The sequence below is a fragment of the Marinobacter bohaiensis genome, assembly GCF_003258515.1.
In the GTDB taxonomy this organism is placed as follows: Bacteria; Pseudomonadota; Gammaproteobacteria; order Pseudomonadales; family Oleiphilaceae; genus Marinobacter_A; species Marinobacter_A bohaiensis.
In genome coordinates, this window is record NZ_QGEH01000002.1 from 42,921 (window position 1) to 57,017 (window position 14,097).

15 protein-coding genes are annotated in these 14,097 nt (G+C 63.8%); 7 read left to right on the top strand and 8 right to left on the bottom strand.

Features of this window, described 5'->3' with window-relative positions; all coding sequences use genetic code 11:
• Positions 1 to 20: 20 nt before the first annotated feature.
• Positions 21 to 482, bottom strand: a complete 462-nt coding sequence (gene dut, locus DKK67_RS12960; RefSeq protein WP_111496923.1) for a dUTP diphosphatase — start codon at positions 480 to 482, stop codon at positions 21 to 23.
• 95 nt (positions 483 to 577) lie between these two features.
• Entirely contained in the window at positions 578 to 1,777 is a 1,200-nt protein-coding gene (gene coaBC / locus DKK67_RS12965) for a bifunctional phosphopantothenoylcysteine decarboxylase/phosphopantothenate--cysteine ligase CoaBC (RefSeq protein ID WP_111496924.1), read from the bottom strand.
• Positions 1,778 to 2,018: 241 nt separating this feature from the next.
• On the opposite strand from coaBC, the gene radC reads away from it, so the two are divergent.
• The 3 genes from radC to rpmG all read left to right on the top strand — a co-directional run bounded on the left by radC (position 2,019) and on the right by rpmG (position 3,291).
• Positions 2,019 to 2,702 carry a RadC family protein gene (radC, locus tag DKK67_RS12970; RefSeq protein ID WP_228160656.1) on the top strand — a complete coding sequence of 228 codons (684 nt, stop codon included), beginning with the start codon at positions 2,019 to 2,021 and terminating at the stop codon, positions 2,700 to 2,702.
• Between the two features lie 185 nt (positions 2,703 to 2,887).
• Positions 2,888 to 3,124, top strand: a complete 237-nt coding sequence (gene rpmB, locus DKK67_RS12975) for a 50S ribosomal protein L28 (RefSeq protein ID WP_092020087.1) — start codon at positions 2,888 to 2,890, stop codon at positions 3,122 to 3,124.
• A gap of 11 nt (positions 3,125 to 3,135) precedes the next feature.
• Positions 3,136 to 3,291 (top strand): 50S ribosomal protein L33, encoded by a 156-nt coding sequence (gene rpmG, locus DKK67_RS12980; RefSeq protein ID WP_111496926.1) that lies wholly within the window; start codon positions 3,136 to 3,138, stop codon positions 3,289 to 3,291.
• 132 nt (positions 3,292 to 3,423) lie between these two features.
• Here rpmG and DKK67_RS12985 read toward each other — a convergent pair whose 3' ends face one another.
• The 3 genes from DKK67_RS12985 to DKK67_RS12995 form a co-directional block, all read right to left on the bottom strand.
• Positions 3,424 to 4,281, bottom strand: coding sequence for an endonuclease/exonuclease/phosphatase family protein (locus DKK67_RS12985; RefSeq protein WP_111496927.1), 858 nt, complete (start codon positions 4,279 to 4,281; stop codon positions 3,424 to 3,426).
• A 35-nt stretch (positions 4,282 to 4,316) separates the two neighbouring features.
• On the bottom strand, positions 4,317 to 4,949 hold the full coding sequence (locus DKK67_RS12990) for a thiol:disulfide interchange protein DsbA/DsbL (protein WP_111496928.1): 633 nt from the start codon (positions 4,947 to 4,949) through the stop codon (positions 4,317 to 4,319).
• Positions 4,950 to 5,129: 180 nt separating this feature from the next.
• Positions 5,130 to 5,738 (bottom strand): c-type cytochrome, encoded by a 609-nt coding sequence (locus tag DKK67_RS12995; protein WP_111496929.1) that lies wholly within the window; start codon positions 5,736 to 5,738, stop codon positions 5,130 to 5,132.
• A gap of 212 nt (positions 5,739 to 5,950) precedes the next feature.
• Between DKK67_RS12995 and yihA the strand changes: the two genes are divergently transcribed.
• The gene (gene yihA / locus DKK67_RS13000; RefSeq protein WP_111496930.1) at positions 5,951 to 6,610 is read left to right on the top strand and encodes a ribosome biogenesis GTP-binding protein YihA/YsxC; all 660 of its coding nucleotides are present in this window, start codon (positions 5,951 to 5,953) and stop codon (positions 6,608 to 6,610) included.
• Between the two features lie 303 nt (positions 6,611 to 6,913).
• On the opposite strand, the gene DKK67_RS13005 is transcribed toward yihA, so the two are convergent.
• Complete coding sequence (locus tag DKK67_RS13005) at positions 6,914 to 7,618, bottom strand: TetR/AcrR family transcriptional regulator (protein WP_111496931.1); 705 nt, start codon at positions 7,616 to 7,618, stop codon at positions 6,914 to 6,916.
• A 284-nt stretch (positions 7,619 to 7,902) separates the two neighbouring features.
• Here DKK67_RS13005 and DKK67_RS13010 point away from each other — a divergent pair, with 284 nt between their 5' ends.
• From DKK67_RS13010 to ggt, 3 genes are all read left to right on the top strand, one after another.
• A complete protein-coding gene (locus DKK67_RS13010) occupies positions 7,903 to 9,348 on the top strand; it encodes a coniferyl aldehyde dehydrogenase (RefSeq protein WP_111496932.1) in 1,446 nt (481 codons plus the stop codon).
• 112 nt (positions 9,349 to 9,460) lie between these two features.
• Positions 9,461 to 9,943: a pantetheine-phosphate adenylyltransferase gene (gene coaD / locus DKK67_RS13015; protein WP_111496933.1), complete on the top strand. Its 483-nt coding sequence runs from the start codon at positions 9,461 to 9,463 to the stop codon at positions 9,941 to 9,943.
• A 237-nt stretch (positions 9,944 to 10,180) separates the two neighbouring features.
• Positions 10,181 to 11,902, top strand: a complete 1,722-nt coding sequence (gene ggt, locus DKK67_RS13020) for a gamma-glutamyltransferase (protein WP_111496934.1) — start codon at positions 10,181 to 10,183, stop codon at positions 11,900 to 11,902.
• Between the two features lie 6 nt (positions 11,903 to 11,908).
• On the opposite strand, the gene DKK67_RS13025 is transcribed toward ggt, so the two are convergent.
• Positions 11,909 to 13,201, bottom strand: a complete 1,293-nt coding sequence (locus DKK67_RS13025; RefSeq protein ID WP_111496935.1) for a DUF945 family protein — start codon at positions 13,199 to 13,201, stop codon at positions 11,909 to 11,911.
• Positions 13,198 to 14,097, bottom strand: coding sequence for a cobalamin-binding protein (locus DKK67_RS13030; protein WP_162628836.1), 900 nt, complete (start codon positions 14,095 to 14,097; stop codon positions 13,198 to 13,200). Before DKK67_RS13030 ends, DKK67_RS13025 begins: the two co-directional genes overlap by 4 nt.

Genomic DNA, 14,097 nt, shown 5'->3' on the forward strand with positions numbered 1-14,097 from the left:
GGGCCCGGTCGGGCCCGCCGTCACGCCTTGCCGGTGGAGCCGAAGCCGCCCTCGCCCCGCGCGCTGTTGTCGAAGCTGTCGACGATCTCGAAGTCGCCCTGCACCACCGGCACCAGCACCAGTTGCGCGATGCGCTCCCCCGGCTCGATGGTGAATGTGGTCTGGCCACGGTTCCAGCAGGACACCATCAGCTCGCCCTGATAATCCGAGTCGATCAGGCCCACCAGATTGCCCAGCACGATGCCATGCTTATGGCCCAGCCCGGAGCGCGGCAGGATCATCGCCGCCAGGGAAGGATCGCCGATGTGCAGCGCCAGGCCGGTGGGCAGCAGCTCCGTCTGGCCCGGCTCCAGCGTCAGCGGGCCGTCCAGGCAGGCGCGCAGGTCGAGGCCGGCGGATCCTTCCGTGGCGTAGGTGGGCATCGGGATGTCGGTGCCGATGCGGTCGTTGAGGATGCGTACCTGGAAGGTCTGTCGAGTCATTCAGTACACCTTGGCTCTGTGTCTTTCTTGAATAGGTTGAAATAAGGTCCGTGTTGAATCGTGCCGCTCGTGATCTACGGCCGTCGTTCATCGAATCAGTGAGAGCCCACCCGTTCGGCGATCAGGGCCACCAGTTCGCGAGCCAGCCCCAGCTTATCGGCCGGCGGGAAGGCCAGGCTGTCATTGCCCCAATAGACGGTCACCGCGTTGCTGTCGCTGTTGAATCCCAGCCCTGGCGTGGACACATCATTGGCGACAATCATGTCGAGATGTTTACGGGCCATCTTGTCCCGGGCGTAGTGCTCCACATCCCGGGTCTCGGCAGCGAATCCCACAGTGAAAGGTTTGTCGCGGCGACCGGCAATGCGGGCGAGAATGTCCTCGTTACGCACCAGCGCCACACTCATCTCGGCGTCGGATTTCTTGATCTTGTCACCGGCGCAGTCCGCCGGCCGGTAATCCGCCACGGCGGCGGTGGCGATGAACAGGTCGCAGCCATCATTGACCGCCGTTTCGGTGGCCGCCAGCATCTCCGCCGCGGTGGTGACCGACTCGCGCCGCACGCCGGCCGGGCATTCCAGCGTCACCGGGCCACTCACCAGCAGCACCTCGGCGCCGGCGTCCCGGGCAGCCATGGCCAGGGCGTAGCCCATCTTGCCGGAGCTGTGGTTGGTGATGTAGCGCACCGGATCCAGCGGCTCGCGGGTGGGGCCGGCGGTGATCACCACCCGCTTACCGGCGAGCGGTCTGGGCCCGTCAAGGCGATCCAGCAGGCGGCCGGCCAGGGCATCGGGCTCGACCATACGCCCCGGGCCCACGTCGCCGCAGGCCTGATCGCCGGCGTCCGGCCCCCAGAGTTCCACCTGGGGATCGTCCGCCAGCAGGCGGGCGTTGCGTTGGGTGCGGGCGTTGCTCCACATGGCCTGATTCATCGCCGGGGCGAGGATGATGGGCGCGGTGGTGGCGCTGCACACCGTGGTCAACAGATCGTCGGCCATGCCGTTGGCGAGCCGCGCCATGAAGTCGGCCGAGGCCGGAGCCACCAGGACCACATCGGCCCAGCGGGCCAGCTCGATGTGCCCCATGCCCATTTCGGCGTCGGGGTCGAGCAGCGAGGTGCGCACGGCTTCGCCGCTGAGGGCCTGGAAGGTCATGGCGGTGACGAAGGCTTCAGCGCCGGGGGTCATGACCACCCGCACCTGGTGGCCGGCCTTTTTCAGCAACCTCACCAGCTCCGCGCTCTTGTAGGCCGCAATGCCACCGGTGATGCCCAGGAGAATCTGTTTTTGCGCCATGTCGGCTCCGTTATCCAACCGCAGATAGAGACCGTTGATAAACGCACTAAGATAGCATCGACCGGGCGCTGCCGACAGTCCGGAAGACGTGTTAACCTGTTGCTGGCGCAGGATGCGCCGTTACCGTCTGTAACAGGGAGACCCGCCCAGCCACACGCATAAGGCCCGGCCACTCGCTGTATAAGGAAGACACACCAGGAAAGACACAGCGGCTGGTTTTCGACCGGTCGCCCCGGAGGGAATCGGGATGCCAGATACCACACCGTGGCCGACGGACGAGCGGCCCCGCGAACGCCTGCTGAAACATGGCGCGGACAGCCTGACCGACGCCGAACTGCTGGCCATTTTCCTGCGTACCGGCACCGCCGGCCAACCGGTGATGGCGCTGTCGCGCTCGCTGATCGAGGAGTTCGGCAGCCTGCGCGCGATGATGACAGCCTCGGCGGAGCGCTTCTGCGCCATTCGCGGCCTGGGCACCGCCAAGTACGCCCAGCTGCAGGCCGCGCAGGAAATGGCCCGGCGCGTGTTCGACCACGCCCTGGATCAGGGCGAGCCCCTCACCTCGCCCGACGACACCCGCCGCTACCTGGCCAGCCGCCTGGCCCACTACCCGCATGAGGTGTTCGCCGCCCTGTTCCTGGACAACCGCCATCGCATCCTGCGCTACACCGAACTGTTCCGCGGCACCATCGACGGGGCGGCGGTTTATCCCCGGGAGGTGGTGCGACAGGCGCTGGAGCACAATGCGGCGGCGGTGATTTTCGCCCACAACCACCCGTCCGGTGTGGCGGAGCCCAGCCAGGCGGACATCAGCCTGACCCGGCGTCTGTCCGACGCCCTGACGCTGGTGGATATCCGCGTCCTGGATCACATGGTGGTCGGCCACGGCGAGGTGGTTTCGCTGGCCGAACGCGGGCTATTATGAGCGGCTCGAACCACGCGACATGCGTAGTGACCGAAAGAACTGATCAAATTCCCAACATTTTTTTGCGTTGGGTTTTGCATTCTGGTATAAAAGCGTCCCTTTCTGGCGGCGTCTGGCGAGCACCCAGAGGCGCGAAATAAAGAATTCCGTATTTCAGGACTTAAGAGCTCAGGTCGGAGGCAAACATGTCCAGAGTCTGTCAGGTTACCGGTAAGCGACCGGTCACCGGTAATAACGTTTCTCACGCGATGAACCACACCAAGCGTCGTTTTCTGCCGAATCTGCAGAACCATCGCTTTTGGGTAGAGTCTGAAAAGCGCTTTGTTAAGCTGCGCGTTTCTACCAAGGGTATGCGTATCATCGATAAAAAAGGCATTGACGCTGTGCTGGCCGACCTTCGTGCCCGCGGCGAGAAAGTGTAAGGAGCCGCATCATGCGCGAGAAGATTAGACTGGTATCATCAGCAGGAACGGGTCACTTCTACACGACCCACAAGAACAAGCGCAACACGCCTGAAAAGATCGAGATCAAGAAGTACGATCCGGTCGTTCGCAAGCACGTTGCCTACAAGGAAGCCAAGATCAAGTAATTGGTCTGCTTCTGGAAAAGCCGGCGCTCACTCAGGTGACCGCCGGTTTTTTTGTGCCCGCTATTCCAAGTCTCCCGAGCGACGCCCAGGGTCCGGCTTTCCCCGAAAAGACGTCAGATTCCCGAGAAAACGTCAGAATTTTTCGACGTAGCCCGATGGCAGGGCGATGTCCATGGCAATCGGCAGGTGATCGGACACCGGATGGTTTACCACCTCGGCGCGACGGATCTCCAGCGACGGGCTGACCAGGATGTGGTCCAGCGCCCGCTCCGGCCGCCAGCTGGGGAAACTGTGGGCGGTCTCCGGCAGCGGCACCAGGTCGGTCTCGGACAGCGGGGTGCGGTTAAGCAGCTGGTCAGCGTGATTGTTCATGTCCCCCATCAGCACCACATGCCGGTAGTCGCCGATCAGGTCGCGGATGAAACCAAGCTGACGATGCTGGGCCTGGGCGCTGAGTGACAGGTGCATGATGACCAGCACCAGCGGATCCGCCGGATCGCCGTAACGGGCAACGATGGCGCCACGCCCCGGAATCAGGGCCGGCAGTTTGTGTTCGGTCACGTCCAGCGGGCGATAGCGGCTCAGCAGCCCGTTACTGTGCTGGGCCAGGCGCCCCAGATTGCGATTGAGCTGCTGGTACCAGTAGGGAATCTGGGCGGCTTCGGCCAGGTACTGCACCTGGTTGATAAAGCCGCTGCGCAGGCTGCCGCCATCACACTCCTGCAGCGCCACCACATCGTAGTTGCGCAGCAGGGTGGAGATCTTGTCCAGGTTGTCGTTACGGCGGCGATGGGGCAGCACGTGCTGCCAGCTGCGAGTGAGGTAATGGTGGTAGGAGGAGGTGCTGATGCCCACCTGGATGTTGTAGGTGAGCAGCCGGATATGCCGCTGGGGCTCGAACTCCGGCACGTGTTCCATGCCGGAGCAGGCCCCTTTTGCGTTTTCCTGGCCTACCAGACCGGTAAGCTGCCTGCGGATCCGCTCGTACATACCCTGCTAACCCTTCAGCCCCTTGATCGGCGGCCTCAGTTTGCGTTGCGCTCCTTCTCGACCAGGTAATCGATTACCTTGATCATGTTCTCGTGGCTCCCGGCCATGGAAGCGGTGACCTTGTATTTACCATTAACAATCATAGTCGGAACCCCGGTGATGCGGGCCGCGCGGACAAAGGATTGGGCCTGCTGCATCTTGGCGTTGACGCCGAAGCTGTTGAACGTCTTCACGAAACGGTCCTTGTCCACACCGTAATCGGTCAGGAACTCGCCAATGTCTTCAGCCGAGGTCAGGCGTTTGTGATCCCGCGCCAGGGCGTCAAACATCGCGTCGTGCGTCTTGCTCAACACGTCCAGGGCCTGGGTGGTGTAGAACGCCCGGGCATGAACTTCCCACAGGCGCCCCAGGGCGGCCGGCACCAGCACAAAATCCACGTCGCTGGGCTTCTGGGCCGCCCAGTTTTCGATCAGCGGTTTGAACGCGTAGCAATGGGGGCAGCCGTACCAGAAAACTTCGGTGACTTCGATGTGGTCAGGGTTGCGGGTGGGGATGGGGCTATCCAGACGTTGATAATCCTTGCCTTCCTGCCATTCCGCCGCCTGCACCGTTGCCGCCAGGGGCAGGAGCAGCAGCGCACAAAGCCAGCCTTTCCAGAATTTCGACATTATTTACTCCTGAGTAGATTTTCGCAGGACCTGTGACCCCGGACCTGCGCGAAAGTTCGAGCCACGTCGGTCGGCGGCCTTCGCAAACCCGCATTATTGCGACTCGATCCGGCCCACGCAACGTCGCCACCAACAAAAAACCCTCGCCAAAGCGAGGGTTTCCATGATGCCCGGGACCGGTCAGTGCAGGCCTGAAACGTAGCTGGCCACCGCCCTGATTTCGTCATCGGTCAGACGCGAGGCCACGTCCACCATGATCTGACTCATACTGCCGGTGTTACGCTCGCCGCCACGATAGGCCTCGAGCTGCTGGATCACGTATTCCGGGTGCTGGCCGCTGAGGCGCGGGAAACCGCCCGGCTCGTTGCCCATGCCCTGCGGGCTGTGACAGCCGGCACACGCGGGAACCCCGCTGGCCAGGTTGCCGCCGCGGTAAAGCTGCTCACCGCGCGCCACCAGTTCGGGATCGGCCTTGCCAATGGGCGTCTGCTGCTGATCGTAATACGCGGCCAGATCCTGCAGATCCTGCTCGGACATGCCATCCAGCAGGCCGGTCATCTCAGCGATTGGACGATCGCCGGACTTGATGTGTTGCAACTGTCGATAGAGGTAAGCTTCGCCCAGCCCCGAAAGCTTGGGGTAAGCCGGCTGGATCGGCGCCGCTCCGGACTGGCCGTGGCAACTGGCGCATACGGCCGCCTTGGATTCACCGGCCTGCGGATCACCATCGGCGTATGCCGACGCCACCAGGCCCCATCCCAGAAAAACCGCCGCGATCCATTGTTTCATGCTCGCCCCGCTCTCAATCAGATTATTCGGATTCTTATCGTGGCCCGGTCGTCGGATGGCCCGCCGTTACCGGCCCTTGGCCCGCTTTTGCTGTGGTACTATACATTAGTTCCTAGGCAGGCTCTGTTCAATTCCCTAGTTATTCTAGTGACTTTGCGCGAGTTTGCCCGTCCGTACCCGCCCACATTCATCCACAGGGAAGCCGTTAGACCGTGCCCGAGTCGACCGCCGGCGATGCCGCAGCCAAACCGATTGCCTACAACAGCGCCCGATTCCTGACCAGCGCCTCAAAGGTGGCCGAGTGCCCCGCCGATGAGGGCAGCGAGGTGGCGTTCGCCGGCCGTTCCAACGCCGGCAAGTCCAGCGCCATCAACGCCATTACGGTCAACAGCAAGCTGGCCCGCACCAGTAAGACCCCTGGCCGCACCCGACTGATCAACTTTTTCACGCTGAACCGCCCCGGCTGCCGGCTGGTGGACCTGCCGGGCTACGGCTACGCCAAGGTGGCCAAGGACATGCAGGATGACTGGCAGCAGCATCTGGACGATTACCTGTCCCGCCGCGAATGCCTGCGCGGCCTGGTGCTGGTGATGGACATCCGCCACCCGCTGCAGGATTTCGACCGCATGATGATCGAGTGGTGCGAACACAGCGGGCTGCCGCTGATGATCCTCGCCACCAAAGCGGACAAGCTGAAATCCGGGCAGGCCAAACAGGCCATGCTCAGGATCCGCAAGGCGCTGGAAGGACTTGAGTGCGTGGAGCACCTGATCCAGTTTTCCGCCCTCAAGAAGCAGGGCCTGGACACGGCCCGCGACGCCCTGACCGGCTGGCTGGAGTCGGAGCCGCACGAGATTACGGTGGCGCCCTGAGGCCGCCCCGGCAAAACGGCCTGAATATCGTTGCCATGGTCTGGAAGATGGGTAGACGGGCACCTGACGGCGCCTCCGAAGCTGAAGCTTCGGCTACATTTTTGGGGAATGCATCGGGGAAAGGGGTATTACCCAGACACTTCAAGGCCGGAAAAAAAGCTCCCGGCTTGCAGGAGCCGGGAGAACGTCAGGGTTTTGCTTTCAGCTAAAACCTGAGCTTGGCGCTCAGGAAGACGCAACCAGTAATCCGTTCTGGTCCACGCCTACCCTATACGACACCCCTTCCATCCTTGAGTTCCTGAATTATTCGCTCGCTTGCGTCCGTAATAACCCCGACATGAGACCGTCGCCCGGCACGGCACTCAGCAGGGCCGGCCGGTAGCGTTCGCGGATGGCCATGACATCCCGGTAGTAAGGCTCACGCAGGTAGGGCATTTCCAGGGTCAGCACCTGGTAGATGCCCTGCTTGAGCTGATCGCGGGTGATGCTGTCGTAGGCTTCGCTGGCGTGCGCGGTTTTCAGGAACGCCATCCAACTGGTGATTACCAGCCAGACATTCAGGGCCATGGCCTCTTTCAGCGCTTCGGTCTGCACTTCGAACAGACCGCCGTCGGTCAGGCCCGAGAAGATACGGCGAATAGCGTCCAGACAGCGGGTGGTGAAATCCCGGTAGTCCTCCCGCAGGCGTTCGTCGTTGTCCAGCAGGAATTCCAGGTCACGGTGCAGGAATCGGTAGCTCCAGAGACCGTCGAACACCGACTCCAGGTAGAACATCATGTCGTCCAGGCCCAACGGCCGGTCGTCGGGAATCTCCAGGTAATAGTTCACCAGCTTTTCGTACTCCTGGAAGATCTCGTAGATGATGTCCGACTTGTTGCGGAAGTGGTAATAGAGGTTGCCCGGCGATATGCCCAGGTGGGCGGCGATGTGGTTGGTCGTGACGTTGCGTTCGCCACGCTCGTTGAACAGTTCCAGACTGGTCAGCAGGATCTTGTCGCGTGTTTTCATACAGCAGGCTTTTTGTCTTATGTAACAGGCCGTTGGCGAATGTCGGCCGACCGGGAAATCCACCCCGTCAAACCCCAGCCAGGCAGTCTGGCCCGAACGGCCAGCCACCACCCTTGACTCCCTAGAGTATATACTCTAATAATAACCCCAACCACAAATCGAATAATTTTTGAACACCCAACCATGGCCGCTTCGGCTGCCCTGACAACGCCGTCACACCCGTCTCCAGGCTTCAAGGGGAACGTGCAATCGGCAACGGGCCGGAGTCGTGCGAGGAGACAACCATGACTGCGAACGTCGTTCACCTGACCGAAAGCAAGAAGCAGATCCAGCAGACGGCGCGAATTTTCGAGGAGCAGCGCCAGGCGTTTCGCCGTAATCCCGATCCGTCCCTGACCGAGCGCCGCGAAAACCTCAAGCGTCTCAAGCGCCTGCTGCTGGACAACGAAGACCGCCTGATCGAGGCCGTGGACCGCGACTTCAGCTGCCGCTCCGCCGACGAAACCCGGATTGCCGAGCAGATGCCGAGCGTGCAGGGCATCAACTACGCCCTCAAACATCTGGCGGAGTGGATGAAGCCCTCCCGCCGCAGCGTTTCCATGCTGTTCCAGCCGGCCAGCAACAAGGTGCACTACCAGCCGGTTGGTGTGGTGGGCATCATCGTGCCCTGGAACTACCCGCTGATGCTATCCATGGGACCGCTCACCGCCGCCCTGGCCGCCGGCAACCGGGCGATGATCAAGATGTCCGAGTTCACGCCGCATTTCTCGGCCCTGATCAAGGAGCTGATCGAGGACCGCTTTCCCCAGGATCTGGTCAGCGTGATCAACGGCGACGCCGACGTGGCCGCCGACTTCACTACCCGCCCTTTCGATCATCTGCTGTTCACCGGTTCCACCGCGGTGGGCCGCCACGTGATGCGGGCGGCGGCGGAGAACCTGACGCCGGTCACCCTGGAGCTGGGCGGCAAGTCGCCGGCGATCGTTTCCGACGACGTCCCCATGCGCGACGCCACCGAGCGGCTGGCCTTCGGCAAGGCGGTCAACGCCGGCCAGACCTGCGTGGCCCCGGATTACGTGCTGTGCCCGGCGGACCGGCTGCAGACCTTCATCGACGAGTTCCGTACCCGGCTGGCCAGCATGTACCCGACGCTGCGGGACAATAACGACTACACCGCCATCATCAACGAGCGTCACTACCAGCGCCTCAACGGCCTGCTGGAGGACGGCCGCAGCAAAGGGGCGAAAATCGTCGAGATCAACCCCGCGGCGGAGAACCTGGGGGACGGCGGCCGCAAGATGGCCATGCACCTGGTGCTGAACCCGACCGAAGACATGCGGGTGATGCAGGAGGAGATCTTCGGCCCGATCCTGCCGGTGGTCACCTACGCCAGCCTCGACCAGGCCCTGGACTACATCAACGACCGCCCACGCCCACTGGCCCTGTATTACTTCGGCTACGAAAAGGATGCCCAGGACTACGTGACCCGCAACACCCACGCCGGCGGCATGTGCATCAACGACACCCTGATGCACGTGGCCCAGGACGACCTGCCCTTCGGCGGGGTCGGCGAATCCGGCATGGGCCACTACCACGGCAAGGAAGGCTTCCTGACCTTCTCCCACGCCAAGTCGGTATACAGCCGCCAGCGCATCAACAGCGGCCGTTTCGTGTACCCGCCCTACAACACGCCGTTCCACAAGATGGTGTACCGGATGTTCATCCGCTGATAGCGGTAGCCGGATCGGGGCTGCGCCACCATGGCGCAGCCTGCACCTGATTTGAACAGCCCTGTAAAGTCAGGCTACTATCGCGCTGCATCCATGTCAGCGAGGGCTCCCCATGAACACAGTTGTCTACCCCGGCACCTTTGATCCGGTGACCAACGGCCATGTCGACCTGATTGCCCGGGCTTCCCGGCTGTTCGATACCGTGATCGTCGCCGTGGCGGCCAGCACCAAGAAAAACCCGTTGCTCTCGCTCGACGAACGCATTCACCTGATCGAGGCGTCCACCGCGGACATGTCGAACGTCAAAGTGGTGGGCTTCAGCAAGCTGCTGGCCGACTTCGTCCAGGAACAGGGCGCCAACATCCTGATCCGCGGCCTGCGGGCGGTGTCCGACTTCGAGTACGAGTTCCAGCTGGCCGACATGAACCGGCGCCTGGCTCCGGGTGTGGAGAGTATCTTCCTGACGCCGGCCAACCACCTGTCCTATATTTCCTCCAGCCTGATTCGCGAGATTGCTTCCCTGGGCGGCGATGTCACGGAATTCGTACCGCCGGTGGTGGCACAGGCCCTGCACGACAAATTCGACCGGGACTGATGCGTCAGGCGCCGGGCTGACTCACCGTCTCCCGGGCGTTTGGGTAAAATGACGCCATTACGCCGGGCGACGGGATCTGCGTCATCCATCCCGGCAAGTGCACCGAGTGCGTCGGTCACCATGATGAACCACACTGTCAGCAGGTGTTTCCGGTGAACGGCATTCCGCTCGACCTGGCGCACCAGGAATCCCAATCGGAACGGATGGACTCAACCATCGACTGACAGGAGCCTGATCATGATGGCACGGACGCCCGGAACCCCCTTTCTTCTCACGGTATTGCTGCTTCTGGGTGGCTGCGCCACCACCTTCCCGCCCGGCGCCAGTGATACCGACACCCGTGCCGTTGCCAGCGCCCATCCCCTGGCCACCGAGGCCGGCCTGGACGCTCTCCGCAACGGGGGCAACGCCTTTGATGCGGCGGTGGCCACCGCCGCGGTGCTGGCTGTCGTGGAACCCTACAGCGCGGGCATGGGCGGCGGCGGTTTCTGGCTCCTACAGGAGGGCGACGGCACCACCCGCTTCGTCGACGCCCGGGAGAAAGCCCCCGCCGCCAGCACCCGCACCATGTACCTGGACACCGACGGCAACGTCCACCCCGACAAGCTGTCCATCAACGGCCCCATGGCCGCCGGCATCCCCGGCCAGCCCGGTGCCTTCGTCCACATCAGCGAACGCTACGGCCAGCGGCCATTACAGGCCAACCTGCAGGCCGCCATCGACCTGGCCCGCAATGGTTTCCCGGTGGACGAGCGCTACCAGGACCTGGCCCGCTGGCGCCTCGACATCATGCAGCGCTATGCCGCCACCCGGGACACCTTCCTGCAGAACGGCCAGGTCCCGGCACTGGGCACGCTGATCCGCCAGCCGGCCCTGGCCAACACCCTGCAGACCCTCGCCGACCGGGGTTGGGACGGCTTCTACGACGGCCCCGTGGCGCGCCGGCTGGTGGACGATGTACGCGCGGCCGGCGGCATCTGGCAGTTGCAGGATCTGCGCGACTACACCGTCGAGGAACGCGAGCCGGTGGTGATCCACTACGGCGACGCCACCGTCTGGAGCGCGCCGCCGCCCTCCTCCGGCGGCATCGCCCTGGCCCAGATGTTCGGCATGATGACCCAGCGCCCGTTCGGGGACGTGTTCAGCACGGACGATGCGCTGTCCCGCGTCCAGTACCGTGTGGAGGTGATGCGCCGGGCCTACCGCGACCGCGCGGTCTACCTGGGGGACCCGGATTACACCGACATCCCGGTCGACCACCTGCTCGACCCGGCCTACCTGAATCGGCTCATGGCCGGCGTCGATCCCGACCGGGCCACTCCCAGCACCGCCCTCGACGGCGTCCCCAGCGCCGGCACCCACACCACGCACCTGTCGGTAATGGACGCCGCCGGCCGTAAGGTCAGCGCCACCCTGAGCATCAACCTGCCGTTCGGCTCCGGCTTCCTGTCCGGCGCCACCGGTGTGCTGCTCAACAATGAGATGGACGATTTTGCCATGAAACCCGGCGTGCCTAACGCCTACGGTCTGGTGGGCGGCGAGGCCAACAGCATTGAGCCCGGCAAACGACCGCTGTCGAGCATGACGCCGAGTATCCTGCAGTCCGGCGACCGTACCGCCATCATCGGCACGCCGGGCGGCAGCCGCATCATCACCATGGTGTACCTGGGCCTGCTGGACGTGATGGCCGGCCGCGACGCCGACGCCATCGTGGGCGCGCCGCGCTATCACCACCAATACCTGCCGGACGTCATCCAGCACGAACCGGATACGTTTACCGCGGACCAGAAGGCGGCCCTGACGGCCAAGGGTTATGAGCTCAAGGATGTGGGGCGCCGCTACGGCAATATGCAGCTGATCCTGCGGGATCGGGAGAGCGGAGAGGTCAGCGCCGCGGCCGACCCCAGGGGGATCGGCGCGGCCAGGGTGGAAGCCGCCGATACGGAGACCGGCGGCTAGCCGCCATCAGAGCAGCGGCGGAATCGGCATTTCCCGGCCGTTCAGGTTGACGGCCATGTCCGCCACCTCGGCCTCGATACGATAACGGTCGCCATCCCGGGTCAGGATACCCTGTTGAACCAGGTTCTCCAGGTTGGCGGCCATTTCCGGCTCCGACTGGAACAGCGCCACCGGGGCGGACAGGTCGAGTTCGCCGGTCAGCTGCTGCACGATCAGCGGCATGTCCGCGCGCTGGTCGGCCGGCACGGCCGGATGAGACAGCTTCCAGTGGCCGGTGATGTCGCCGTCCGCCGATTTCAGGTCGATGGTCGGCATGCCGATGGTCAGACCGGCCGCGGCGACGCCCTTGGCGGCCTGACTGAACTTCTGCATCAGCATCATCTGCTGTTGGAACAGGGCTTGCTGGGTCATGTTGGGATCCGGCTGCGCCTGCAGCATCTGGATTTCCGTAGCCACCGACTGGAACCGGGTCCAGGCCGCCACGTCCAGGTTGTCCAGCGCAATATCCACGCGATGCGGGCCGTAGCTGTCGTCGCCGACGCTCACCTCGTCCAGCAGGAACGACGCCTCCGACGACAGCTTGGTGTCATCCTTCTCGGGACGGGTGTCGCTGGTCACGGTCAGCCCTTCCAGGTGCACCGGTGCCTGGTCCCCGTCCACCAGATCCATACTGGCGATGGTCATCTCCACGTCGCCGGACCACAGGCTGTCCGCCACACGCTGGGCTTCCTGGGTCAGCTCGAAGTCATCCAGGCTGGCGCGCATCCCGCCGCTGCGCAGGATCACGCCCGGCCAGCGCACGTTGGCCTCCACGTGATCGCCGGCGTCGGTGATCTTGGCCCAGCCGTACGCTTCGGTGGTGTTGAGGGTCTCGCCGGTGGCGTCGTCCACCAGATCAATGGCCGGCACGTTGAAGTCCGCCTCCAGGGTGCCCCACAGCCAGCTCTTGATGCGCAGATTGGGCAACTCATCCGGGAACAGGGCGGTCAGGGTTTCGCCTTCGCGGACCGGCTCCAGGTTCACGCTGCTGCTGAGCACGCCGTGAGTGGCCTCGCCGTTGAACGCCAGACGGTGAACCTCACCGGTGTCCGGGTCAGTGACCTCCGCGTAGCCGGCCAGGTCGGCGCCGAAGTAGTGGCGCTCATAAGTCTCTGTCACCACCGTGGCAATGGGCTGATCGCTGTTAAAGCGGGCGACCGCGTTCTGCCACTGCTGTTCAGTGGCCACGCCGACACCGTAGGGCGCTGCGAGAATAACGACGACCAGCACCACGGCCCCGGCCAAAATCCATTTTTTCATGTACTGCTATCTCCTGATTCATGAATGGCCTGCCGGGCCCCCTCGATCGCCTCGCACAGATGATGCAGGCCGTCGACCAGGCGCAGTGTGGGACGCACCAGGGTATCCGGGGGAAGCAGGACGAGCTGATCGTAGTCTACCGCCGGCGTCGCGCCAAGCGCACGCCAGCGTGCGAACACCGTTTCATCAGCATCGCCGTCCGCAGCCACGATGAGCTCGGGCTGTCGTTCGATCACCGCTTCTTCGCTGACCGTCGCGGTTTTTCCCGGCAGGTCCGCAAAGATATTGATTCCGCCACAACGTTCAATGGCGTCCGTCACATATTGGTCAGACGCCAGGGTCATCAGCGGCTGATTCCACACCTGGTAGAACACCCGAATCGTTTGCCGGGTACCGTAGCGGCGGGTCAGATCCGCCAGGCGTTCACGATAGACACGGGCCTCGCCGGCGGCGATGGAGGCACGACCGGTCAACTGGCCCAGTCGCTCCAGGACGTCGGGCACCGCCGTCAGGCTGGCCGATTCCAGCACGAACACGGTCAGGCCCAGCGCCCGCAACCGGGCGATGGTCTGCGGCCCGTTGCCGCTGCGCCAGGCCACCACCAGGTCCGGCCGCAGGGCCAGGATGCGCTCCACGTCGACGCGATCGTGGCTGCCAACGCGCGGCAGCGACCGGGCGGCGGGCGGATAGTCGCTGTAGGCACTGGCGCCGACGATACGATCCCCCAACTGGAGGGAATACAGCAGTTCGGTGATGTGCGGAGCCAGGCTGACGATGCGCTGCGGCGGAGACGGCAGCGAAACGGCATCGCCGCTGTCGTCGACGGCCTCCAGGGCACTGCAGCTCAGCGCCCAGCACGCCAGCAGCAGCCCCGCCAGCCCCCGTGTGATCAGCAC